The sequence below is a fragment of the Congregibacter litoralis KT71 genome, assembly GCF_000153125.2.
Classification (GTDB): Bacteria; Pseudomonadota; Gammaproteobacteria; order Pseudomonadales; family Halieaceae; genus Congregibacter; species Congregibacter litoralis.
The window spans coordinates 3,913,983-3,936,069 of sequence record NZ_CM002299.1 but is presented as its reverse complement, the minus strand read 5'-3'; the positions used below and the strand labels follow the sequence as shown (position 1 = coordinate 3,936,069).

The following is a 22,087-nucleotide window of genomic DNA, read 5'->3' as shown; positions in this document are numbered from 1 at the left end:
CTGCGAGGGAAGTCTTGACCCTTGAAAGGCCTCTCTCTTGAGCGGTCCCGTCTTCCTTCAGGGCTCGACCATGCGCCACGTCCTGGTGATGACCGGGGCGTCTTCCGTTGGTCTTATCGCCATGTTCACCGTCGATGTGGTAGATATGTTTTTTATCACCATGCTGGGCGAGCAGCGCCTCGTGGCCGCCGTGGGCTTTGCCGGCACGCTGCTTTACTTTCTTCTTTCTCTGGGCATCGGTCTCCAGATAGCCCTCGGGGCCCTGGTGGCTCGGGCCGAGGGTAATCAGGACCGGGCTCTGGCCGGGCGTTATTGCAGCTCCGTGCTCTGGTTTAACGCCCTGACCGTGGGCCTGGTGGCGGCGATTGCCTGGGTCTGGTTGCCGGAGCTTCTGGCGCTCCTGGGTGCCTCGGGTGACACCCTGAATTACGCCCTGGCCTATAGTCGGATTCAGCTGCCCGCGGTGCCTCTCCTGGTGCTGGGTATGAGTCTCGCGGCGGGGCTGCGGGCCGTGGGTGATGCCCGGCGTAGCATGTATGCCACCCTCGCCGGTGCCGGCGCCAACGCCGTGCTGGATCCTATTCTCATCTTTTACTTCGGCCTGGGGATTGAGGGGGCCGCCTGGGCGTCCGTGGCCTCCCGGGTCGTGGTGGTGAGCTACGCCGCCTATGTGCTGTTTCTCAAGCACCGCCTGCCGACCCGGGTATCACCGGCGATGATCGTGGCCGATGCTCCTGCCATTATGCTAATAGCCGTGCCGGCCGTGCTCACCAATCTCGCAACGCCCCTGGGAAACAGTCTTTTGCTGCGCATGATGTCCCAGTTTGGTGACAGCGCCGTGGCGGCGTCTGCGGTTATGGGACGGCTGGCTCCCCTGGCTTTTGCCGTGGTGTTTGCCGTGTCCGGCGCCGTGGGGCCCATCGTGGGACAGAACGCCGGGGCCTGCCGCTATGATCGCGTGCGCCAGACCCTCATCGATGCCTCAAAGTTTGTCGTGCTCTATGTCGCCGTGGCCTGGGTGCTGCTGTGGTTGGTCTCTGATCTGGTGATAGCCGCCTTTACCGCCAGTGAACTGGCCGCAGACCTCCTGGCGTTTTACATCCACTTCCTCGTGGGCGCCTTTGCCTTCAACGGCCTGCTGTTTGTAGCCAATGCCAGTTTTAACAACCTGGGAAGAGCCTACCTCGCGACGCTGTTCAATTACGCCAAAGTGTTCCTGGGTGTGGTGCCCGCAGCCTACCTCGGCGCTTCACTTTACGGCGCCCGGGGACTGATGGTTGGGGAAGTATTGGGCGCTTCTCTGTTTGGCGTGCTGGGAATGCTCAGTGCCCTGGCGCTGGTTGCGCGTCTTGAGCGTGACTATCCGCCTCTCCCGCCGGTAAATCCCTGAGGGGCACAAGGCTGGCGGCGATGGCATGGTGATCCGATTGCCGCGTAGGGAAGGCCCCCCGGGCGACTACTCCGAAACCGCGTAAAAACAGGGCATCCACGGCGGCGCCCACATGGCGGCTGCGCCAGTCGAGGGTAAAACTGACCTCGTTCAGATCCATGTTGCGGGACCAGCTCAGAAGCGCTTCTTCCCGCCAGGGATTCCAATGATTGAAATCTCCGGCAATGATCGCCGGCCCCGTATGGCTGCGAATCAGGGGACTCAAGGCCATGAATTGCGCGCGGTAATCGTCGACGGTCAGCGTGAAGTTAATGGCGTGGAGATTGATCAGCAGGATTGCGGCTTCCCGAAAGGGCAGGCGCAGAACGCTCACCGCTTTGGGGGTTCTGAGCCAGGGTTCATAAAACTGCAGTTCACAGACGACATCAGCAGAGAAGCGACTGCGGATTTCCACGCCCGTGGCTTCCTCGCCGCGTTTGTAGCCGGGACTGAAATAGCGATAGGGAAGTGTCTCTGAGCCGGCTTTGAGGCCGCGAACTGATTCCTGAAGGAGCATCAGGTCACTGTGGCTGATGTGATCCCGAAGCTCCTCTTCGGCCCCTGGCAGATCAAACTTCATGACGTTCCAGCTGCGGATTCGCAGGAGCCCGGGGAGTGGGGCCGCTGCCACGGAAGACGGCGTCCCCAGGGCCGTCGCGCAGGCGTCAACGGTCCGGTGTGGCGGAGCGCTCTGGCTGGCGTGGCTGGAGAGCAGAGTGACAAGAAAAATAGCCGAAGCGCAGAGCGTGAAAGGGCAGCGGGTCATACTGCCCAGTATAGCGTCAGCTAGAGTCGTTCGACGTAGGCGTGATACTCGAGACTGGTGATATGGCGCTGAAATTCCGCCAGTTCCTGGGCCTTGGTCAGGCCAAAATTCCGCTGCATTTCCGGACCCAGGGCGGTACTGATAAAGCTGGACTCTCCGAACAGGCGCAGGGCGTCCTGCATGTAAATGGGCAGCTCCTCCGCGTCCAGCTGGCTGTAGCCGTCGCCGCTGATGGGTGCTTTGGGCGTGAGGTTCCGCTCGATGCCGTCCAGGGCGGCAGCGAGGATGACGGCAAACACCAGATAGGGGTTGGCATCCGCGCCGGCCACCCGGTGCTCCAGACGTCGGGCTCTGCTGCTGCCCGCGGGCACTCTCACCGCAACGGTGCGGTTTTCGTAGCCCCAGTTGGGTGTGGTGGGCGCGTGGCTGCCCTTCTGAAATCGTCGGTAGGCGTTGAAGCTGGGTGCAAAGATGGCGAAAGAGTCGGCCATATGCTGCAGGCAGCCGCCGATGGCGTGGCGTAGTTTCGGGGTGCCGAACTCCGTGCCGTCGTCAAAGACGTTCTTACCGTCTCGGTCAATCACGCTGCAGTGCACGTGGAGGCCGTTGCCCGCTTCGTCTGCAAAGGGTTTGGGCATAAAGCTCGCGACCAGGCCATGCTGCTGGGCAATTTCTTTGATGGCGTGCTTCATCATCAGAATCTGCCGGGCAGCGAGTACCGGGTTGTCCACATGCTGCATGTTGATTTCATACTGCGAGGGCGCGGATTCCTTCACCACACCATCAAAGGGAAGGCTTTGGAGGTGGCAGGCGCGATGTATCTGCTCAAGCATGGCCTGGTTCTGTTGAAGCACGTCCAACCCGTAGAGGTTGCCGCCAATGGGTTCGCCCCGGTAGGGTTTTTCGCCACTGTGTCTGGGATGCTTGCCATCCCATTTGATGAGACTGAACTCCAGCTCCGCGGCCACGACGGGACGCCAGCCCCGGGCGTGGTAGCGGGCGACCACCCGCTTGAGGACCTGGCGGGGATCACCGAGGTAGGGGGAGCCGCCGGGTCGGAACATGGTGAGCATGAGCTGGCCGTGGCGCTGGTTCGGGGACCAGGGGGTGGGAAGCAGAGAGCCCTCGACGGGCAGGCACACACCGTCCTCGTCACCGGTGGCAAACACCAGCTCTTCAACATCGCGACCCCAGATATCGAGAGAAAGAGCGGTCTTGGGGAATTTGAGCTCCCCTTTATAGACCTTGGCCAGCTTGTTCCTCGGCAGCCATTTACCCCGGAGAACGCCGTTACTGTCAGGCAGCAGCGCCTCAATCATCGAAATCCTGGGGTAGGCGCGCAGAAACCAGTCTACTTCCAGCGCCATAAAACTATTTTCCCGTGTTATAGGTCCCCAAGGCGCACTATTCCCACCTGTCGTGCATCCGGCAATGCCCCGCATTGGTCACCGTAGGTTCTGGTCAGGAGGGGCCCATGTAGATCTTCAGAGGATCGTCGCCCGCTGCTTCGCCCAGACAGGACATGGTGTTGAGAAACAGGGAGAACAGATCGGTTTGCGAATTCACATCCAGCTTGCGATAAATGCTCTTGCGATGGCGGCGCACGGTCTCCCGGGCGATGGACAGTCGGTCGGCCGTGGTGTCCGTGCCGTAGCCTCGCAGCATCAGTTCCAGGACGCCTTTTTCCCGGGGAGAGAGCAGGGAGGTGCCAAAGGTCCTGAAAGCCAGGTCGATCTGGTGATCAATACCCGGTTGGATGAGGTTTTCTACGGCGAAAGCGTCGAACTCACTGTGTATGCGCAACAATTCTGAAATCGGGTCCGCCAGGGAGTAGAGGAGCTGAAACTCGTCCTCGTTGAAAGCGCCCTGCTCCGGCAGGCGCATCATCGACAGATTGATAACGCTGCCGCCCTGAAGCTGGGATAAAAATATCGCCTCGTCGACGGTGCCCGTGTCGGCGTAGTAATCGTTGTAATAGCTGGAGGATTCCAGGCGTCCGGCGGTAAGACGGGACAGCAAATAAATGCGGTTCTTCGGCCGGTTAATGGAGGCCTGAAAAAAAGGATCTTCGCGATAGGGACCCTCAAGGTAGGCGTCGATCTGGGAGGCGACGGCTGCCGGTGGTATCTCATGGTAGAGCACGCTGGGCGGGAGGTCGCGGTGGTAAAGCCAGATTTGCGGATAGGCGATGGGGACCCGCTCCCGCACGGCGGAGATCAGCGCCGGGAAGAAGGTGTCACGACCCAGGGCGCCCACGGCGCGGGCCAGATCACGATTCCACTCACTGAGTAATGTCAGTGCGCTCATGTCGGTGCGCTCATGTCAGTGCGCTCATGTCAGTGCGCTCGTGGTAGTAAAAACTCTGTGGGGTGCACAGTTAACGCCTTTGAGCCTCTTGTCGTGAGTGTGTTTCGGGTGCTCCGCCATGTCAAACGCCTAGTCGCTCCAATCGAGATTGCCGGTTCGCCAGTGCTCCCGCCAGGCGGTCTTAACCTTGTCGCTGTAGGTGGCGCTGCCGCTGCTGCCGTTGTAGGCGGCGAGGGCCCGGGGGAGCACGCCATTTTCCCGTTGGAGATAGAACTGCAGAATCCGGCATCCGTAGTCAAGATTCGTGAGATTGTTCGTGAGATTGTCGCCGGGACGACCGATCTCGTCTTTCCAGAAGGGCATAACCTGCATCAGCCCCTGCGCGCCAACGCGGGATACGGCAAAGCGATCAAAATGGCTTTCTACCTCAATCACGGCCAGCACCAGCTCCGGTGCCAGGTCGCTGCGGCTTGCCGCGGCGTGCACCTGTCGAAGTAATTGCAGTCGTTTGTCGGCATCGGGAACGTAGCGCGTGAGCCTTGCCCCCATGTCCACGAGCCACACTTCCGCGTCGAAGCGGTCATCGAAGCTCTCGCTGGCGGCGATGTTGGCTTCGAGAAATTGTCGCAGTGCTTCCCGGGCCTCGCCATCGGTGGCGCCATCGCTCTGCGCAGAGGCTGCGGCCGCGACGCTCAACAGCGTCGTGATACAGAGATACAGCAGAGGCCGGAGCAAGGCGATTTCAGCTACCCGATGTCAGTTGCGCGGTGATAAAGCTCATGGCCTCGGTCAGGGCTACGCGCTGGGAGTCGGCGTCCCGACGTCCCTGATATTCAATCTCGCCTTCCGCCAGGGAGCGATCGCCAATGACGATGCGATGGGGAATGCCCAGGAGCTCCATGTCGGCAAACTTTACGCCCGGGCGCTCGTTCCGATCATCCATCAGCACTTCGATTCCCAGGGCCAGGCACTCCTGGTGCAGCGTCTCTGCGGCTTCGGCAACCGCGGCGGACTTGTGCATGTTCAGAGGCACGATGGCGAGCTGGAAGGGTGCCATGGCGCTGGGCCAGATAATTCCGCGGTCGTCATGGTTCTGCTCGATGGCGGCGGCCACAATGCGGCTCACACCAATGCCGTAGCACCCCATACTCAGCGTGACATTGCGGCCGGTTTCGTCGAGGACCCTGGCGTTCATGGCCTCGCTGTACTTGGTCCCCAGCTGAAAGATGTGTCCTACCTCAATGCCGCGGCGAATCTGCAGCTGCCCCTTGCCGTCGGGACTGGGATCGCCAGCGACCACGTTGCGCAGATCAGCGCTCTGGTAGTCGCTGATATCTCTGTCCCAATTCGCTCCCTCGAAATGTTCCTCCCTGCTGTTGGCACCGCAGTAAAAGTCCGCGCAGGCCGCTGCGCTGAAGTCCGCAACAATGGGTAGGGAGAGACCCACGGGACCGATGGAGCCAAAGCCGGCGCCACAGGCTGCCTCGGCTTCCTCTTCTGTCGCCATGCGCAGGGGGCTTGCCACGAGCGGGTGTTTCTCCGCCTTGACGCTATTGAGTTCATGGTCACCGCGGATCACCAGGGCCACAAGGCCCTCCTCGGCGCCCTCCACAATGAGGGTCTTCACGGTAGTCTCTGGTGCTAACTCGAGCGCGGCGCAGAGGTCCGCGATGGTTTTAACGCCGGGGGTGGCGACTTTATTCAGCGCTTTTGCCGGTGCCGGTCGCTGCGCCTGCTGATCGACGGTCTCGGCTCGCTCGATATTGGCAGCGTAATCGCTGCCGTCGCTAAAGGCGATGGCGTCTTCTCCGGAATCCGCGAGGACGTGAAACTCATGGGAGGTGTTGCCTCCGATGCTGCCGCTATCGGCCATCACCGGACGAAAATCCAGGCCCAGGCGCTCAAATATCCGGGTATAGGCTCCGTGCATGACCCCGTAGGTCGCCTCCAGTGAGGTCGCATCGGCGTGAAAGGAGTAGGCATCTTTCATAAGAAACTCCCGGGCGCGCATCACGCCAAAGCGGGGGCGAATCTCATCGCGGACCTTGTTCTGAATCTGATACAGATTCAGAGGGAGCTGTTTATAACTGCTGATTTCGTTACGCACGATGTCGGTAATGACTTCCTCGTGGGTGGGCCCGAGGCAAAAGTCCCGCTGGTGCCGGTCCTGAATGCGCAGCAATTCGGGACCGTACTGTTCCCAGCGACCGGATTCCTCCCACAGCTCCGCGGGCTGGACCATGGGCATGGCCAGTTCCAGGGCGCCCGACGCGTCCATTTCCTCGCGGACAACGCGCTCTACCTTGCGTAGCACCCGAAGCCCCATGGGCATCCAGGTGTAAAGCCCTGAGGACAGCTTGCGGATGAGTCCGGCGCGGAGCATAAGCCGGTGGCTGATGATCTCCGCGTCTGCCGGGGTTTCTTTGTGCGTAGTGATGAGAAACTCGCTACTGCGCATGGGGTGTTTCCTTGTTCCCGTAATGGTGGGGGAGTGTAAGTCGCAATCGCGTGGCGGTACAGAAACGAATGTCATGAATTTTGCCGCAAGGAAACGCAGTTTTGCATGAAATACCTAAAAAAATAGGGTTTTTTTGCCATGCGTTGCGATAAACGCTTGTATTACAGGGTCAAGTGATTTATACATGTCGTCGAGTTGTGATTTAGCCTTTGTACACAGTGCTTTGAGCTGTTTGTCAGGGAACCGTGTCAGGGAAAATCATGGCTTGTATGCCCAGGTCATTAAATGGAGAAACGCGACGTTTTTTCTGACAACGCTCCTGCTCTGGTCTTCGGACCGGGGTGTGTGGAGGACGGCGACGGCTTTGGCCGTGGCTGTTTTTACCGCGCATGCTCAGGCATCTGGACCCCGGCAGAAAACCGTCGCGCTATGAAACATAAAACCCCAAACCGTAAGGAAGGTTTATCATCATGGCGACACGCAAAGCAGCAGCAAAGAAAGCTCCGGCCAAGAAAAAAGCAGTAGCCAAAAAGGCACCTGCCAAAAAAGCCGCAGCCCCCGTCAAGAAGCCAGCACCCGCACTCAAAGAGAAAATGACCAAGACCCAGGTCATGGCCAGCATTGCTGAGAGCACAGGTCTGACCAAGAAGCAGGTCGGCGATGTGATGACTGAGCTGGAAACACTCATTGAGCGCAGCATCAAGAAGCGTGCGGTAGGCGAATTCACGCTGCCGGGTCTTATGAAGATCACGACGGTCAAGAAGCCTGCGGTCAAGGCTCGCAAGGGAATCAACCCCTTCACCGGCGAAGAGACTATGTTCAAGGCGAAGCCAGCGAGCGTTGCGGTAAAAGTTCGCCCATTGAAGAAAATGAAGGAGTTTGCCCAGTCCTGATATCGGGAATGGGTTAAGGCCGGATGAGCGCCTCCTCGGAGGCGCTTATCTTTGTGCGGGGAGTTGCAGGTAGTGCAAGTTCCTCGCAGCAAGTTCCTCGCAGGTAGTGCAGGTCTAGCGAAAGTCCCGCGCAGGAATGCTGGCGCGGTCTTGCAAGAACGGCCTTTTAGTAAGAACTACCGGGTCTGTGCGACGTCAATTCGACGTCGGGCGGGCCTTTCGCTCCCCCGTCTGCCGGTTTCAGGGTCGACGTATTTCCATTGGTTCGCTTCGCGAGCTGAGGTAGAATCCGCGCCGCTTTTTAAAATGCCTGTCGCCTGCGCGCTTGTGCAGAAAAAGGTCTCGACGGCCCCATGCATCGGCGACATGCCCTTGTATAGGAAGGATTTACTGCCATGCCCATATACGAATATCAGTGCACTGAGTGCGGTGAGCTCCACGAAGCTCTGCGTAAAATCAGTGATCCCCCGCTTACCGATTGCCCGGCCTGTGGCAAGGCATCCCTGCGTAAAAAGGTCTCTGCCGCAGCCTTCAGGCTTGCAGGCAGCGGCTGGTACGAGACGGACTTCAAGAGCGGTAACAAGAAAAATCTCGCTGGTGACAGTGCTGATACGGGTGCCAAAGACGCCGGCAGCAAAGAGAGTTCCAAAAAAGATACCGCTCCCGGTAAGCCTGCGAAGGCGTCCTCCGGTGGCGATAGCTCCGCCGCTTGATTATTGCTCCGACGACGCAATAAGCACGCAATTTAACCCCGAATTTATCTCCGAAAATAGGAACCACCATGCGCAGCCATAACTGCGGCCTTCTTAGAAGCGCTGATATCGATGAAACCGTCACCCTCTGCGGTTGGGTGGACCGACGCCGAGACCACGGCGGCGTTATTTTTCTCGATCTGCGCGACCGGGACGGCATCGTCCAGGTGGTATTTGATCCTGACACCGAAGAGCATTTTGCGACCGCCGATCGCGTGCGCAGCGAGTATGTGCTCAAGGTCACGGGGCGGGTGCGTGCTCGAAGCGAAGCAACGGTCAATCCCAGCATGCCCACGGGTGAAATCGAGGTGCTGGGTAAAGAGATCGAGGTACTGAATACCGCCGCAACGCCGCCTTTTCAACTGGATGAGCACACCTCCGTGGGGGAAGAGGTTCGTCTGCGTTATCGCTACATGGATCTTCGCCGTCCCGAGATGCAGCAGCGTCTGCGCCTGCGGTCTGAAGTGACCGACGCTGTACGTCGTTTCCTCCATGGGGAGGGCTTTCTGGACATCGAAACGCCGATCCTCACGCGGGCGACCCCCGAGGGCGCACGGGATTACCTCGTGCCCAGTCGAACCCATCCGGGGCAGTTCTTTGCTTTGCCCCAGTCGCCACAGCTTTTTAAGCAGCTGCTCATGGTCTCGGGCTTTGATCGGTACTACCAGATTGCCAAGTGTTTCCGCGATGAGGATCTTCGCGCAGACCGCCAGCCGGAATTCACCCAGATCGATATTGAAACCTCGTTTATGGACGAGGCGGGGATCATGGAGATTACCGAGCGCATGGTGCGGGGACTCTTCAAGGCAGTGCTGGACGTGGACTTGCCCGACTTCCCCCATATGACCTGGGCGGAGGCCATGGAGCGTTTCGGTTCCGACAAGCCCGATCTGCGCATTCCCCTGGAACTGGTCTCCGTGGATGATCTGATGCAGCAGGTGGATTTCAAGGTTTTCCGCGGCCCTGCCGATGACCCCCTCGGTCGCGTGGCGGCGCTGAAGGTGCCCGGCGGCGCGTCAATCTCCCGCAAAGAAATTGACGATTACACCCGCTACGTAGGCAACTACGGCGCCCGGGGTCTCGCCTGGATCAAAGTGAACGATCTTGCTGCGGGCGTGGAGGGGCTGCAGTCACCGATTCTTAAGTTTATGCCCGAAGATGTTGTGGCCTCCATGATGGAACGCCTCGGCGTCGCCAATGGGGATATTGTTTTCTTTGGTGCGGACCGCGCCGGAATCGTCAACGAAGCCCTGGGTGCGCTGCGCATCAAGGTGGGTAGCGATCAGGGGCTGGTCGGGGATGGCTGGGCCCCGCTGTGGGTTGTCGATTTCCCCATGTTTGAAGACGATGGCGATGGTGGCTGGACGCCCCTTCACCACCCCTTTACCGCACCGGCCTGCGACCTGGCGACCCTGCGGGAGCATCCCGGTGAGGCTCTCTCCCGGGCCTACGATATGGTGCTCAACGGCACCGAGCTTGGCGGGGGCAGCGTGCGTATTCACAACCTCGAAACCCAGGAAGCGGTATTCGATATCCTGGGCATCGACCCCGAGGAAGCGCGGGAGAAGTTCGGCTTTCTCCTCGATGCTCTCAAGTATGGGGCGCCACCCCATGGCGGACTGGCCTTTGGTCTGGACCGCATCGTGATGCTCATGAGCGGCGCGGCATCGATTCGCGACGTGATTGCCTTTCCCAAAACCCAAACTGCTGCCTGCGTCATGACCGAGGCACCGGGCACCGTGGGTGCGGCGCAACTTCGGGAGCTGCATATCCGTTTGCGGGAGCAGGAAAAGAAGACCGGGGATAGCTGAGTCCTGCGCGAGGGGGCTCACTGCCCGCGCAGCAACAGCTGCGCATAGGAAAATAAGGGAGGATTGCTGATGGCTGGACATAGTAAGTGGGCCAATATCAAGCATCGCAAAGCGGCTCAGGATGCCAAGCGCGGAAAGATGTTTACCAAGCTCATCCGGGAGCTTGTGGTGGCGGCGAAGCAGGGCGGGCCTCTCCCCGAGGACAATCCCCGGTTACGCGCTGCCGTGGACAAGGCTCTGGGCTCCAACATGACCCGCGACACCATTGATCGTGCCATCGCGCGCGGCGCGGGGAACAACGAAGCGGATGATGTCGAGGAACTGACCTACGAAGGTTACGCCCCCGGAGGCGTTGCGGTGCTGGTCGAGGTCATGACGGACAACCGCAACCGCACCGTAGCCGAAGTGCGTCATGCCTTCAGCAAGCGCGGCGGCAACCTGGGCACGGATGGATCCGTTGCCTACCTCTTTGAGCGTAAGGGGCAGATCAGCTTTGCACCGGGAACCGATGAAGAGCAGGTCATGGAAGCGGCTCTGGAAGCCGGCGCTGAAGATGTAGAAGCAGCGGATGATGGCTCCATCGAAGTAACCACGGCCTGGGAGGATCTCTCAGCGGTAAAAACCACGCTGGAAGCATCCGGACTGGAGCCCGCGGAGAGCGAAGTCACCATGATTGCCTCTACCACGGTACCCGTGGACGCCAGCGGCGCTGAAACCGTGATGGGACTCATCGACGCCCTGGAAGAGCTGGATGATGTGCAGAACGTCTATTCCAATGTGGATATCCCCGATGAAGTCCTTGAGGCGATGTCCTGAGGGACTCCCCCGGACTTTGCTTTTGAGCTGCGTTTAGCACTGAAGCCGCTGGAAACCCTGTATATTTATACATATCATGGTGATCGGGCACAGCGACCGGTTGGGCGCACGGCATGGCAATAATTCTTGGCATTGATCCCGGGTCCCAGAAAACGGGCTTTGGCATCATCAGTACCCTCAACGGTAAAAACAGCTATATCACCAGCGGCGTTATCCGGCTGCCGAAAGGGGCCTTGCCCGAGCGTCTGCGAATTATTGCTGAGAGTGTTGCGGAACTGGTGGAGCTCCACGGGCCCACGGAGTTGTCTGTGGAGCAGGTTTTTCTGGCCAAGAGTGCCGATGCGGCGTTGAAGCTGGGTCAGGCCCGGGGGGCTGCGATCGTGCCCTGTGTGTTGAGGGGGCTGGAGGTCAGCGAGTACTCCGCACGGCAAATCAAACAATCCGTGGTGGGCACGGGAGCCGCAGATAAAGCCCAGGTCCAGCATATGGTGAAGGCGCTGCTAAAACTTCCTGGAGCCCCTCAGGAGGATGCTGCGGACGCTCTGGCGGCGGCCCTGTGCCACGCCCACACCCGGGAGGGATTGGTGCGTGTGGTCGGTGCCACAGCTATTCGCCGCGGGCGCCTGCGCTAGTCCGGGCCGTCGCACCGCCGTTGTAGACAGCTCACAGTCATCCAGACAAAGTCGGCCAGACAAAGTCATCCAGACAAAGTCAGCCAGATAAAAGAGGACGCAAGCGTTGATCGGTCGAATATCAGGAACCTTGTTGCAGAAGCAGCCGCCAGAGATTCTGGTAGACGTGGGCGGTGTCGGCTACGAGCTGCAGGTGCCCATGACCACGCTGTTTCAGCTACCCGCGCTGGGGGAGGTGGTGACACTCCTCACGCATCATGCGGTGCGCGAAGATGCGCAGACGCTCTACGGTTTTGTCAGCGCCCGGGACCGGGAGTTGTTCCGGCATTTAATCAAGGTGAATGGCGTCGGCCCGAAACTGGCCCTGACCATTCTGTCGGGTATGGACGGCGAACGCTTTGCGCGGGCCGTCCACGACGATGATCTCAGCGCTCTCGTGGCGCTTCCGGGCGTCGGTAAAAAAACCGCCGAGCGGCTCCTCATTGAAATGCGTGATCGCGTCTCCGGCTGGCTGGAACCCGGGCCCGGGGAGTCCGCGAATCTCGGACAGGCAGGACCAAGCTCCGATAAACTGGGCGATGCCGAGGGCGCCCTGGTGGCCTTGGGCTACAAACCCGCAGAGGCGGCGCGATTGGTGGCTCGGGTGGATAACGATGACATCTCCGACAGCGAAGAATTGATACGCTTGGCGCTGCGATCAACGGTTCGCGGCCAATAAATCACAGCAGGCAGGGCAGCATTTTTCATGATTGAGACAGACCGCCTTATTGCGCCGGAGCCCGTGGGCACCGTGGAGGACGCCCAGGACCGTGCGGTGCGCCCCAAGTCCCTGGGAGAGTACATCGGCCAGCCTGTGGCCCGGGAGCAGATGGAGATCTTTCTCGCCGCGGCCAAGGGCCGGGAAGAGCCCCTGGACCACACCCTTATTTTCGGGCCTCCCGGCCTCGGCAAGACCACCCTGGCCAGCATCATTGCCAATGAGATGGGCGTGTCCCTGAAGACAACCTCGGGTCCCGTGCTGGAAAAAGCCGGTGATATCGCAGCTCTCATGACCAATCTTGAGCCCGGCGATGTTCTGTTTATCGATGAGATTCATCGCCTGAGCCCCTTTGTGGAGGAGATTCTCTATCCGGCTATGGAGGATTATCAGCTGGACATCATGATCGGCGAGGGTCCCGCCGCCCGGTCCATCAAGTTGGATTTACCGCCCTTTACCCTCGTAGGAGCGACCACGCGCGCGGGCCTCCTGACATCGCCCCTGCGGGATCGCTTTGGCATTGTGCAACGACTGGAGTTTTACGGGGTGGAGGATCTCGCCGTGATTGTGGCGCGGTCCGCTCGAATCCTCGAGATTCCCATGGATGACGACGGGGCCCGGGAGATTGCCCGGCGCTCCCGGGGCACGCCGCGTATCGCCAACCGACTCCTCCGTCGGGTTCGGGACTATGCTGAAGTCAAAGGCGACGGCATGGTCAACGCCGACATCGCCGATCGCGCCCTGGATCTGCTGAGTGTCGATGCCAAGGGTTTTGATCATCTGGACCGGCGCCTGCTCCTGGCGATGATCGAGAAATTTGATGGCGGCCCCGTGGGCGTCGACAGTCTTGCCGCTGCTATCTCCGAAGAGCGAGGCACCATCGAAGACGTGCTCGAACCTTTTCTGATTCAGCAGGGCTATATGATCAGAACGCCCCGGGGGCGCATGGTGACGCGCCTTGCCTACCAGCATTTTGGTGTGCCCATGCCGGGAGACGAGCGGTCGGCTGGCCAGCCCGGCGACGGTCAGGGCTCTCTGCCCCTCGGGCCGGGTGAATAAGTCGCCATGGGTGATGCGAGGGAATTTTCCCTGCCCCTTCGGGTCTACATCGAAGACACGGATGCGGGCGGCATTGTCTATTACGTGAATTATCTCAAGTACATCGAGCGGGCCCGCACGGAGTTTATGCGCTCCCTGGGCATGGACCGGGCGGCTATTTTCAATAACGAGCTGATGTTTGTGGTGAGCGATGTGTCCGTCAGCTATCGGCAACCCGCGATGCTTGATGACGAGTTGGAAGCCACCGCGGCTCTCACTGCCGTGGGCGGCGCTTCCCTGAAGCTGCGTCAGTGCGTGCGCCGGGGGACGGACCTCATTGCCGAGGCGGCGGTATCCCTGGCCTGCGTGAGCCCCGAAACCCTGGCGCCCCGTCGCATCCCCAAAGCGATGCTTGCTACACTGCGCGCCGCGCGCGATCCCCACAACCCTCACGGAGAATGACTTGGACGAACTAAGCCTGGTGGACCTGGTCATGGATGCCGGGGTTACCGTAAAACTGGTTATGGCCCTGCTCATGGCCGCATCGGTGACCTCCTGGTACATGATTTTTCAGCGCTTCTTTTATTTCCGCAGCGCCGGGGAAGAGATGCTGGATTTTGAGGAGCACTTCTGGTCCGGTGTCGACCTTGCACAGCTGTATCGCGAGGGCAATGAGCGCGCGGCAGACGGCGAAATCATCATCGGTGTGGAGGGCGTGTTCCGAGCGGGTTTTAAGGAGTTTTCCCGTCTCGCCCAGCAGTCCGATATGGACGCCGAGGCCATGCTTGAGGGTGCCCGCCGGGCCATGCGTGTCGCCATGCTCCGGGAGGAGGAGCGTCTTGAGAAGCATCTCCCGTTTCTGGCCACCGTGGGCTCCACCAGCCCCTACGTGGGCCTCTTTGGCACCGTCTGGGGGATTATGAATTCCTTCCGCGGGCTGGCCAATACCTCCCAGGCAACCCTGGCCACCGTGGCGCCGGGTATCTCCGAGGCCCTGGTGGCCACCGCCATGGGGCTCTTTGCCGCGATTCCTGCGGTCATGGCCTACAACCGCTTTGCCTCGAAAGTCGATGTCTATGGCAAGCGCTACGACACATTTGTTGATGAATTCTCCAGCATCCTGGGCCGTCAGGCCTATGCGCTGAAATCCCGGCAGCGGGAGAGCAGGCAGTAATGCGCCGACGTGCCCGCTTTCGGCCCATGGCCGAGATCAACGTCGTCCCCTATATCGACGTGATGCTCGTGCTCCTGATCATATTCATGGTCACGGCGCCCATGCTCATGCAGGGCGTAAAGGTGGATCTTCCTCAGGCGAAAACTGAGCCGGTAGACAACCAGGATTCCGAGCCCCTTATTGTGTCTATTAATGCCCAGGGACAGCTGTTTATGAACGTCGGTGGTCAGGAAGATCAGGTCTTGTCCCTGGCCACGGTGCAGCAGCGGGTGGGGGCTGTCATCCGTCGCAGCCCCGACAAGCCGGTGCTCGTATGGGGTGACAAGGCCGTGGCCTATGGCGAAGTCGTAGGACTGATGGCGGCGCTTCAGGAAGCCGGTGCACCGGGTGTGGGGCTGGTTACGGAGGACCCGCGGTGAACCGGGACTGGTACAGTCTTGGCCAGCTCACCCTCCTGCCCGTTGCCGGCACCCTGGCTCTGCATTTACTGGTGCTCGCGGCGATCCTGCTGCGCTTTCAGCCCGACAGCGATCCGCGAACCATCGAGGCGAGGGTGTTGCCGCCGACGGCGATTAACGCCACCCTCATCGACGCTTCCTCTTTGAAGCCCAAAAAGCAGGTTCGCAAGCCTGCGCCAAAGCCCGTGGCAAAACCCGCAGCAAAAACAGCGCCGAAACCCGCCAATAAGACCCCGACAAAAACCGCTGCCGCCAGCAGCCCGCCCCCCAAGGCGGCGTCCAAGCCCGCGGTGAGCAAGAAGCCCGCGCCCGCACCGAAAGTTGAAGAGAAGCGCATTAGCGCCGAGGAGCTCGCAGCGATCAGTCGACGAGAACTCGCGGCGGCCATGGCGGCAGAAGACAGCTCCCAGGTGGCCGTGACCGCCGAAGAAATGTCCACGAGCTATGCGGCACTTATCCGCGACACCGTGGTGAATTACTGGAGCCGTCCCCCCAGTGCCCGCAACGGCATGGAGGCGCTTCTGGCCATCCAGTTGGTGCCCACGGGGGAGATTGTTTCTGTGAATGTACTGCGCTCCAGCGGCAGCGTTGCCTTTGACCGTTCCGCCATCAACGCGGTAGAAAAGGCCGGGAGTTTCCCCGAGCTCAAGAACCTGCCCGGCCGGGAATTCGAAAAGACCTTTCGTCGCTTCCAACTTTTGTTCAGACCCGAGGATTTGCGCTACTGATGTTCCGATCTCTGTTTTTTCTGCTGTTACTGCTGCCGGGCATGGCCAATGCCCAGCTGGTTATCGAAATCACCCAGGGGGTCGATGACCCCACGCCGGTGGCGGTGGTGCCCTTTGCCTGGGAGGGTGCGGGCACTGCGCCAGCCGATATGGCGGAAGTCGTGCAGGAGGATTTTGAGCGTAGCGGACAGTTTTCCCCCGTGGCCCGCGCGGACATGCTCGGCTTCCCCAGCCGGGAGGAAGAGGTGTTTTATCGTGACTGGCGGGCCATCGCCAGCGAGTACGTGTTGATCGGACGGGCCAGGGGAGAGGGCGATGGGCTCTCTCTCAGCTACGAGCTCTATGATGTGTTGCGTCAGACCCGCATTGCCGAGGGAACGGTGACGGGGCCCGTGGGAGAGGCGCGTATGCTCGCGCACCGGGTGTCGGATGCCGTCTATGAAAAGCTGACGGGGATTCCCGGTGCCTTTGCCACCCGCCTGATCTACGTCTCGGTGACGCGAAACCCCACGGGTAAAGACTATTACCGACTGACCCTGGCCGACTCCGATGGTGCCCGGCCCATCGTGCTCCTGGAGTCCCGGGAACCCATTATGTCTCCCAGCTGGTCTCCCGATGGCAAGCAGGTGGCCTATGTCTCCTTCGAGACGGGGCGTCCGGCGATTTTTCGCCAGGTTCTGGCGAGCGGCGAGCGGGAGCAGCTGACGAATTTTCGGGGCCTGAACAGCTCCCCGGCGTGGTCACCCGATGGAAACTCCATGGCCATGGTGCTTTCCAAGGATGGTAGTCCGGACATCTATCTCATGGATATGGCCAGTCGCCGTCTGACCCGGGTCACCCGGCACTACGCCATTGATACGGAGCCCAGCTGGATGCCCGATGGGCGTTCCTTCCTGTTTACCTCGGATCGTGGCGGACGCCCGCAGATCTACCGCTATGATCTGCGTAGCGGTCTGACGGAGCGAGTCACCTTTGAGGGGAGCTACAATGCCCGGGCGCGGGTTGCCCAGGACGGGCGCAACGTGGTGCTGGTGCACCAGCGTGAGGGGGAGTATCAGATCGCTATTCACGACCTGGTGACAAATCGCCTGCAGGTGCTCACAAATACGGATCTTGACGAAAGTCCAAGTATCGCACCCAATGGTTCCATGGTATTGTACGCTACCAAATACGGCGACCGTGGCATTCTGTCCGCAGTCTCGGTGGATGGCGGCGTGAAGTTCCGTTTGCCCGCTCGTAGCGGCGATGTCCGTGAGCCGGCCTGGTCGCCGTATATGCAATTCTAAAAGACGCAGTTTTAAACATCATTTTTGAAGGAAGCACGTCATGAAGCAAATTCCCGTTGCCGGCAAGGCGCTAACACTGCTGTTCGCTGCGATGTTCCTCGTGGCATGTTCAGGCACCTCCACCAAGGAAGAAGAGGCTGCTGCCGCTGCGGCTGCCGCAGCTGCTGCTGAGCAAGCCGCCGCCGCTGACGCCGCCCGCGAAGCTGAGCGTCAGGCCCAGGCCGCCGCCGCGGAAGCTCAGCGTCAGATGGAGCAGGCTGCGATGGCCGCCGGCACCGTCTTTTACTTTGAGTTTGACAGCGCAACATTGACGCCTGCGGCTCAGGCTGCGGTAGATGCGCATATTGCTCTGCTCAAAACCAACGATCGCAGCGTACGTCTTGATGGCCACACCGATGAGCGTGGCACGCGGGATTACAACATGGCTCTGGGTGAGCGCCGCGCCAACGCCGTTCGTGACTATATGGTAGTTAACGGTGTCGCAAGCTACCGTATCGAGACCGTAAGCTACGGCGAAGAGCAGCCCGTTGCCTATGGCAGCGGTGAGAGCAGCTGGTCCCAGAACCGTCGCGTAGAGCTTAAGTAACACCGGTCCATGATGCTCAAGCTATGCCTGTAGCAAAATCGTACCGCCGAATCGGGCTGACCTTTCTGGTCGGCCCGATCTCATTTCTGGCTGTCGCTATCTCGACCTCGGCGCAGGACTATATCGATGTCGAAGCCGAGCGGCGCGCGCAGCCGCAGTCCGGGTCATCAGCGCCGGCAGCACCGGCTGTGAGCTACGGTGTGGGTTCGGCACCCTCGGCGGTATCAACCGCAAGCACGACCCGCTCTCTTCCGCCCCCTGCGGCGCCCGCCAGCGACAACATTGGTGGCCTGTTCAATCAGGTGCAACAGCTTCAGCAGGAAGTAATGCGTCTCAATGGCCTGGTGGAACAGCAGGCCTACGAAATCCGCACGCTCAAAGAGCAAAGTCTAGAGCGCTATATGGATATCGACCGACGTCTGGCGTCGGGTGGCGGCGGGGCGCCAGGTGGTGCCAGCGCTGCGGGTGCCGGCATTGTTTCCGGTGGCGCTTCGGCGAGCACACAAGGGTCCATAAGTGCAGGGGCCGCGGGTTCGGCGACCGAGGTTGCCGAGCAGCCGGGTGAGGGTGATGCCTATCGCGCGGCCTACGCCCTGGTGCGAGGCCAGGAGTTTGATCAGGCCGTGAGTGCTTTCAATGCCTTTCTTGAGCGCTATCCTGCGGGACGTTTTGCCCCGAATGCGCACTACTGGCTCGGTGAGCTGTATCTGGTCACGGATCCTGTAGATCCCGAGGCCTCGCGTCAGGCCTTTATGCTGCTGCTCAATCAATACCCCACAAACGCCAAGATTCCCGATGCCTTGTATAAGCTGGGACGCGTGCACTTCATGAAGGGCAATCGCGATCGATCCCGGGAGTTTTTGAATCGGGTGATTCGCGAATATCCCGACAGCTCAGCGGCACGCTTAGCGGGCGATTTTCTCGACCAGAACCTCTAAGGCGGGTCCCATGGGTGCTGTGGCAACAGCGGATGGCGTGGTAGCTGCCGACACACTCCGCATCACGGAAATTTTTTATTCTCTCCAGGGCGAGGCTCGAACCGTCGGCCTGCCCACGGTTTTTGTGCGTCTCACGGGTTGCCCGCTGCGATGCCTCTACTGTGACACGGAATACGCCTTTCACGGCGGTGAGATTATGTCTCTCGAGCACATCGCGGATCAGGTTGCCGCGCACAAGCCTGCCTATGTCACCGTGACCGGGGGAGAGCCTCTTGCCCAACCCAACTGTCTGCCGCTTTTATCCAGGCTCTGCGATCAGGGTTATGAAGTTTCCCTGGAAACCAGCGGCGCCATGTCCGTGGCGGGGGTTGACCCCCGCGTGGTGAAGGTATTGGATCTCAAAACCCCCGCTTCTGGTGAAGTTGCCCGTAACGATTACGGCAATGTGCAGTACCTGACGCCCAACGACCAGGTGAAGTTTGTTATCTGTGACCGCGGGGACTACGAGTGGGCGCGGTTCAAGCTTGACGAATATACCCTGGGTGACCGGGTGTCTGATGTACTGTTTTCCCCCAGCCACGAACAGCTCGCACCTCGGGAGCTGGCCGAGTGGATTCTTGGGGACGGCTTGCAGGTGCGGCTGCAGTTGCAGCTCCATAAATATCTTTGGGACGATGCGCCGGGGCATTGAGGCAAGAGCGCCATTCTATGAATTCTTCAAAAAAAGCTGTCGTCCTTGTCTCCGGTGGACTGGACTCCACAACGGTTCTTGCCCTGGCAAGAGAGCAGGGCTACGAGTGCTATTCCCTGAGCTTTGATTACGGCCAGCGTCACCGCGCCGAGCTCTTTGCCGCAGAGCGGGTCTCAAAAACTCTGGGCGATGTAGAACACAAGGTTGTGCGTCTCAACCTGGACAGCATCGGGGGTTCGGCGTTGACCGATGAAAACATTGCCGTACCCGAGGAGGCCAGCGAGGGGATACCGGTCACCTATGTGCCCGCCCGAAATACCGTGTTTTTATCTATCGCCCTGGGATGGGCTGAGGTGCTTGGCGCCCAGGATATTTTCATCGGCGTCAATGCCGTGGACTATTCCGGGTACCCCGATTGCCGGCCCGCCTTTATCGACGCCTTTCAGCAGTTGGCAAACGTCGCTACCCAGGTCGGAGTAGAGGGTGGACGCTATGAAATTCACACGCCGCTCATGGATCTGGGAAAAGATGACATCGTAAAGCTGGGTGCGCGCCTGGGCGTTGATTACTCCCAGACGGTCTCCTGCTATCAGGCCACCGATGACGGCCTTGCCTGCGGAGTGTGTGATGCCTGTAGACTGCGGCGTGAAGGTTTTGTAAACGCCGGTCTTGAGGATGTCACTCGCTATGCCAACTAACGGAAACTTTGCTTTGTCGCGGCGGGCTCTCCTGCGTCGCTCCCTTGCCGTTGCCACCACGGCTGTAGGTGGTTCATTTGCAGGGCCGCTGTCTGCGCTGGAAGCAGAGAAAATCAACGTCAGTACTGAGTCTCTTGAGCGTGTCGCTGAGGTATTCACCGCCAACCCCATCGTCGATTTTCATACGCATATAGGTATCTGGCAAAACCGGGGTCTGGATAACTCTGGTAAAGGTATACCACCCGTAAGCCCGGCAAAGTTCGCCAGCAACATCCAGGAATACCTCGATGCCGGGGTGAACTGCATCTATCTCGACACCGTCAGTGATATTGCGCGCACGCGTATCGGCATGCCCGGCAATAAAGATCGTGATTTTCAGGGTGACGAGGCCTGGGAAGAGTATGAGCGTCAGTACGCTCTGATGATGGCGTTTCTCGACGACTTTCCCATGAGCCCCGTGACCGACGCCGATTCTCTTGAGGCAATTAATGCCCGAGGAGAGTTAGGGGTCGTGCTGTCCACGGAAGGTGCTCACATGCTGGAAGTTGAGCCCGCGCGTTTAAAGCTTCTTTACGAGCAGGGCCTGAGGCGTCTGCAGCCGATCCACTACGTGGCCTCGACCCTGGGTGACAGTCAGACAGATCCCGAGCGCTATGGTGGACTGTCTCCCCTGGGCCGTCAGGTGCTGGAGCAGGCCAGCGATATGGGTATGCTCCTGGACATGGCCCATGCCAGTCAGAAGGTGGTGGAACAAACCGTTGAACTAGTTGATCGCCCCCTGGCGCTGTCCCACACCATGATCAAGTACAACTCATCCCGCTTTGGCGATTATCGCAACACACGATCGCGGTGGATCAGCCCGGAGCATGCCCGTCTCATCGCAGACACTGGTGGTGTAGTGGGTACATTCCCCATTCAGGCGCCTTACGGTGTGAGCTACCTCGATGAGTTTGTAGAAGCACTACAGGTAATGGTCGATACCGTTGGCATTGATCACGTTGCCTGGTCTACGGACCTGGGTGAGCCCGTGCGCCCCGCCTTTTTACAGAGCTACCTGCAGTTCCCCAGGCTGTGCGCAAAGTTGCTCGAGAGCGGCTTCAGCGACAGCGATCTGGCGAAATTTGCCGGGGGCAATGCCCTGCGGGTTCAGGCCGCCGCCTGAGCCTAGCTTCCTATTAACGGCCCCAGCGCCAAGCTTGCGAATCCGGAGTGTTTCTTATGCGTTATCTGATGTTTGTTCCCCTGCTCGTACTCACGGTTGTGGCAGGCGCACGCGGTGCAGAAGTCAGCTTTCTGAACAGCAGTGGCTCTCTGGCTGCAGAGCTGCCGTTCTCTGAGGCGGTGCGTGTGGGGGATACGCTCTATCTGGCGGGTCAGCTGGGGGCACTACCGGGTGAAATGGCCGTTGTGGAAGGCGGTATCGTCCCCGAAACCCGCCAGACGCTGGACAATATCCGTTCCACCCTCAAGTCCCACGGGCTGGCTATGAGTGATGTCGTGAAGTGCACGGTGATGCTGGCTGATATCAGCGAGTGGGGCGCTTTCAATGAGGTTTACGCGGAATTTTTCAGCAAACCCTTCCCCGCACGAAGTGCTTTTGGGGCCAACGGTCTGGCCTTGAACGCACGGGTAGAGGTGGAATGTATTGCGGCATTTTCGGATTAAAAGCGCCCGGCCTGTCTGCCGGGGAGAAGTTCGCTCAAAAGCTTGAGTTTTTCTCCTAAATCCGTAATATGCGCCCTCCCTCCGGGGCCGTTAGCTCAGTCGGTAGAGCAGTTGGCTTTTAACCAATTGGTCGCTGGTTCGAACCCAGCACGGCCCACCATTTTTCCTCTCCTTATATCAACGGCTTAACACCAACGATTAAGC

Annotated in this window: 24 protein-coding genes and 1 tRNA gene; 20 read left to right on the top strand and 5 right to left on the bottom strand. The window is 59.9% G+C overall.

All coding sequences use genetic code 11. The features are described from left to right. Window positions 1-37 precede the first annotated feature (37 nt). On the top strand, window positions 38-1,390 hold the full coding sequence (locus KT71_RS17840) for an MATE family efflux transporter (protein ID WP_008293934.1): 1,353 nt from the start codon (window positions 38-40) through the stop codon (window positions 1,388-1,390). Here KT71_RS17840 and KT71_RS19875 read toward each other — a convergent pair. The 5 genes from KT71_RS19875 to KT71_RS17820 form a co-directional block, all read right to left on the bottom strand. Beyond that, window positions 1,323-2,195 carry an endonuclease/exonuclease/phosphatase family protein gene (locus KT71_RS19875; RefSeq protein ID WP_023660305.1) on the bottom strand — a complete coding sequence of 291 codons (873 nt, stop codon included), beginning with the start codon at window positions 2,193-2,195 and terminating at the stop codon, window positions 1,323-1,325. The genes KT71_RS17840 and KT71_RS19875 overlap by 68 nt on opposite strands. 20 nt (window positions 2,196-2,215) lie before the next feature. After that, entirely contained in the window at window positions 2,216-3,562 is a 1,347-nt protein-coding gene (locus tag KT71_RS17835; protein WP_008293937.1) for a glutamine synthetase family protein, read from the bottom strand. Between the two features lie 94 nt (window positions 3,563-3,656). Next, complete coding sequence (locus KT71_RS17830; protein WP_008293938.1) at window positions 3,657-4,502, bottom strand: helix-turn-helix transcriptional regulator; 846 nt, start codon at window positions 4,500-4,502, stop codon at window positions 3,657-3,659. Between the two features lie 129 nt (window positions 4,503-4,631). Continuing rightward, window positions 4,632-5,237 carry a lytic transglycosylase domain-containing protein gene (locus KT71_RS17825; RefSeq protein ID WP_008293939.1) on the bottom strand — a complete coding sequence of 202 codons (606 nt, stop codon included), beginning with the start codon at window positions 5,235-5,237 and terminating at the stop codon, window positions 4,632-4,634. A gap of 7 nt (window positions 5,238-5,244) precedes the next feature. Beyond that, window positions 5,245-6,960, bottom strand: a complete 1,716-nt coding sequence (locus KT71_RS17820) for a proline--tRNA ligase (protein WP_008293940.1) — start codon at window positions 6,958-6,960, stop codon at window positions 5,245-5,247. A 470-nt stretch (window positions 6,961-7,430) separates the two neighbouring features. Here KT71_RS17820 and KT71_RS17815 point away from each other — a divergent pair, with 470 nt between their 5' ends. The 19 genes from KT71_RS17815 to KT71_RS17725 all read left to right on the top strand — a co-directional run bounded on the left by KT71_RS17815 (window position 7,431) and on the right by KT71_RS17725 (window position 22,043). Then, on the top strand, window positions 7,431-7,853 hold the full coding sequence (locus KT71_RS17815; protein WP_008293941.1) for an HU family DNA-binding protein: 423 nt from the start codon (window positions 7,431-7,433) through the stop codon (window positions 7,851-7,853). A 395-nt stretch (window positions 7,854-8,248) separates the two neighbouring features. Next, window positions 8,249-8,566 carry an FmdB family zinc ribbon protein gene (locus KT71_RS17810; RefSeq protein ID WP_008293942.1) on the top strand — a complete coding sequence of 106 codons (318 nt, stop codon included), beginning with the start codon at window positions 8,249-8,251 and terminating at the stop codon, window positions 8,564-8,566. A gap of 68 nt (window positions 8,567-8,634) precedes the next feature. Beyond that, window positions 8,635-10,416 (top strand): aspartate--tRNA ligase, encoded by a 1,782-nt coding sequence (aspS, locus tag KT71_RS17805; protein WP_008293943.1) that lies wholly within the window; start codon window positions 8,635-8,637, stop codon window positions 10,414-10,416. A gap of 69 nt (window positions 10,417-10,485) precedes the next feature. Next, window positions 10,486-11,232 (top strand): YebC/PmpR family DNA-binding transcriptional regulator, encoded by a 747-nt coding sequence (locus tag KT71_RS17800; protein WP_008293944.1) that lies wholly within the window; start codon window positions 10,486-10,488, stop codon window positions 11,230-11,232. A gap of 113 nt (window positions 11,233-11,345) precedes the next feature. Beyond that, the gene (gene ruvC / locus KT71_RS17795; protein ID WP_008293945.1) at window positions 11,346-11,864 is read left to right on the top strand and encodes a crossover junction endodeoxyribonuclease RuvC; all 519 of its coding nucleotides are present in this window, start codon (window positions 11,346-11,348) and stop codon (window positions 11,862-11,864) included. 106 nt (window positions 11,865-11,970) lie between these two features. Beyond that, on the top strand, window positions 11,971-12,582 hold the full coding sequence (ruvA, locus tag KT71_RS17790) for a Holliday junction branch migration protein RuvA (RefSeq protein ID WP_040362484.1): 612 nt from the start codon (window positions 11,971-11,973) through the stop codon (window positions 12,580-12,582). A 27-nt stretch (window positions 12,583-12,609) separates the two neighbouring features. Next, window positions 12,610-13,680, top strand: a complete 1,071-nt coding sequence (ruvB, locus tag KT71_RS17785) for a Holliday junction branch migration DNA helicase RuvB (protein ID WP_008293947.1) — start codon at window positions 12,610-12,612, stop codon at window positions 13,678-13,680. Window positions 13,681-13,686: 6 nt separating this feature from the next. Next, complete coding sequence (gene ybgC, locus KT71_RS17780; protein WP_008293948.1) at window positions 13,687-14,121, top strand: tol-pal system-associated acyl-CoA thioesterase; 435 nt, start codon at window positions 13,687-13,689, stop codon at window positions 14,119-14,121. Window position 14,122: 1 nt separating this feature from the next. Then, window positions 14,123-14,833, top strand: coding sequence for a protein TolQ (gene tolQ, locus KT71_RS17775; protein WP_023660303.1), 711 nt, complete (start codon window positions 14,123-14,125; stop codon window positions 14,831-14,833). After that, window positions 14,833-15,252, top strand: coding sequence for a protein TolR (gene tolR / locus KT71_RS17770; protein ID WP_008293950.1), 420 nt, complete (start codon window positions 14,833-14,835; stop codon window positions 15,250-15,252). The genes tolQ and tolR overlap by 1 nt, the downstream gene beginning before the upstream one ends. Further along, on the top strand, window positions 15,249-16,019 hold the full coding sequence (tolA, locus tag KT71_RS17765) for a cell envelope integrity protein TolA (RefSeq protein WP_008293951.1): 771 nt from the start codon (window positions 15,249-15,251) through the stop codon (window positions 16,017-16,019). Before tolR ends, tolA begins: the two co-directional genes overlap by 4 nt. Continuing rightward, the gene (gene tolB, locus KT71_RS17760; RefSeq protein WP_008293952.1) at window positions 16,019-17,305 is read left to right on the top strand and encodes a Tol-Pal system beta propeller repeat protein TolB; all 1,287 of its coding nucleotides are present in this window, start codon (window positions 16,019-16,021) and stop codon (window positions 17,303-17,305) included. The genes tolA and tolB overlap by 1 nt, the downstream gene beginning before the upstream one ends. A 40-nt stretch (window positions 17,306-17,345) precedes the next feature. Continuing rightward, window positions 17,346-17,891 (top strand): peptidoglycan-associated lipoprotein Pal, encoded by a 546-nt coding sequence (gene pal / locus KT71_RS17755; RefSeq protein WP_008293953.1) that lies wholly within the window; start codon window positions 17,346-17,348, stop codon window positions 17,889-17,891. A 23-nt stretch (window positions 17,892-17,914) separates the two neighbouring features. Beyond that, complete coding sequence (gene ybgF / locus KT71_RS17750) at window positions 17,915-18,829, top strand: tol-pal system protein YbgF (RefSeq protein WP_008293954.1); 915 nt, start codon at window positions 17,915-17,917, stop codon at window positions 18,827-18,829. Between the two features lie 10 nt (window positions 18,830-18,839). Further along, window positions 18,840-19,520 (top strand): 7-carboxy-7-deazaguanine synthase QueE, encoded by a 681-nt coding sequence (gene queE / locus KT71_RS17745; RefSeq protein WP_008293955.1) that lies wholly within the window; start codon window positions 18,840-18,842, stop codon window positions 19,518-19,520. 17 nt (window positions 19,521-19,537) lie between these two features. Further along, a complete protein-coding gene (gene queC, locus KT71_RS17740) occupies window positions 19,538-20,218 on the top strand; it encodes a 7-cyano-7-deazaguanine synthase QueC (RefSeq protein WP_008293956.1) in 681 nt (226 codons plus the stop codon). Continuing rightward, window positions 20,208-21,380, top strand: coding sequence for a dipeptidase (locus KT71_RS17735; RefSeq protein ID WP_008293957.1), 1,173 nt, complete (start codon window positions 20,208-20,210; stop codon window positions 21,378-21,380). Before queC ends, KT71_RS17735 begins: the two co-directional genes overlap by 11 nt. Before the next feature lie 56 nt (window positions 21,381-21,436). Next, window positions 21,437-21,883, top strand: coding sequence for a RidA family protein (locus KT71_RS17730; protein WP_008293958.1), 447 nt, complete (start codon window positions 21,437-21,439; stop codon window positions 21,881-21,883). An 84-nt stretch (window positions 21,884-21,967) separates the two neighbouring features. Continuing rightward, window positions 21,968-22,043 (top strand) — tRNA-Lys (locus KT71_RS17725). Window positions 22,044-22,087: the final 44 nt, after the last annotated feature.

What these genes read in the sequence shown, in the direction of transcription:
- KT71_RS19875 (WP_023660305.1), bottom strand. Translation starts at nt 2,195, where the DNA reads ATGACCCGCTGCCCTTTCACGCTCTGCGCTTCGGCTATTTTTCTTGTC.
- KT71_RS17835 (WP_008293937.1), bottom strand. Translation starts at nt 3,562, where the DNA reads ATGGCGCTGGAAGTAGACTGGTTTCTGCGCGCCTACCCCAGGATTTCG.
- KT71_RS17830 (WP_008293938.1), bottom strand. Translation starts at nt 4,502, where the DNA reads ATGAGCGCACTGACATTACTCAGTGAGTGGAATCGTGATCTGGCCCGC.
- KT71_RS17820 (WP_008293940.1), bottom strand. Translation starts at nt 6,960, where the DNA reads ATGCGCAGTAGCGAGTTTCTCATCACTACGCACAAAGAAACCCCGGCA.
- KT71_RS17815 (WP_008293941.1), top strand. Translation starts at nt 7,431, where the DNA reads ATGGCGACACGCAAAGCAGCAGCAAAGAAAGCTCCGGCCAAGAAAAAA.
- KT71_RS17810 (WP_008293942.1), top strand. Translation starts at nt 8,249, where the DNA reads ATGCCCATATACGAATATCAGTGCACTGAGTGCGGTGAGCTCCACGAA.
- aspS (WP_008293943.1), top strand. Translation starts at nt 8,635, where the DNA reads ATGCGCAGCCATAACTGCGGCCTTCTTAGAAGCGCTGATATCGATGAA.
- KT71_RS17800 (WP_008293944.1), top strand. Translation starts at nt 10,486, where the DNA reads ATGGCTGGACATAGTAAGTGGGCCAATATCAAGCATCGCAAAGCGGCT.
- ruvC (WP_008293945.1), top strand. Translation starts at nt 11,346, where the DNA reads ATGGCAATAATTCTTGGCATTGATCCCGGGTCCCAGAAAACGGGCTTT.
- ruvB (WP_008293947.1), top strand. Translation starts at nt 12,610, where the DNA reads ATGATTGAGACAGACCGCCTTATTGCGCCGGAGCCCGTGGGCACCGTG.
- ybgC (WP_008293948.1), top strand. Translation starts at nt 13,687, where the DNA reads ATGGGTGATGCGAGGGAATTTTCCCTGCCCCTTCGGGTCTACATCGAA.
- tolR (WP_008293950.1), top strand. Translation starts at nt 14,833, where the DNA reads ATGCGCCGACGTGCCCGCTTTCGGCCCATGGCCGAGATCAACGTCGTC.
- tolB (WP_008293952.1), top strand. Translation starts at nt 16,019, where the DNA reads ATGTTCCGATCTCTGTTTTTTCTGCTGTTACTGCTGCCGGGCATGGCC.
- pal (WP_008293953.1), top strand. Translation starts at nt 17,346, where the DNA reads ATGAAGCAAATTCCCGTTGCCGGCAAGGCGCTAACACTGCTGTTCGCT.
- ybgF (WP_008293954.1), top strand. Translation starts at nt 17,915, where the DNA reads ATGCCTGTAGCAAAATCGTACCGCCGAATCGGGCTGACCTTTCTGGTC.
- queE (WP_008293955.1), top strand. Translation starts at nt 18,840, where the DNA reads ATGGGTGCTGTGGCAACAGCGGATGGCGTGGTAGCTGCCGACACACTC.
- queC (WP_008293956.1), top strand. Translation starts at nt 19,538, where the DNA reads ATGAATTCTTCAAAAAAAGCTGTCGTCCTTGTCTCCGGTGGACTGGAC.
- KT71_RS17735 (WP_008293957.1), top strand. Translation starts at nt 20,208, where the DNA reads ATGCCAACTAACGGAAACTTTGCTTTGTCGCGGCGGGCTCTCCTGCGT.
- KT71_RS17730 (WP_008293958.1), top strand. Translation starts at nt 21,437, where the DNA reads ATGCGTTATCTGATGTTTGTTCCCCTGCTCGTACTCACGGTTGTGGCA.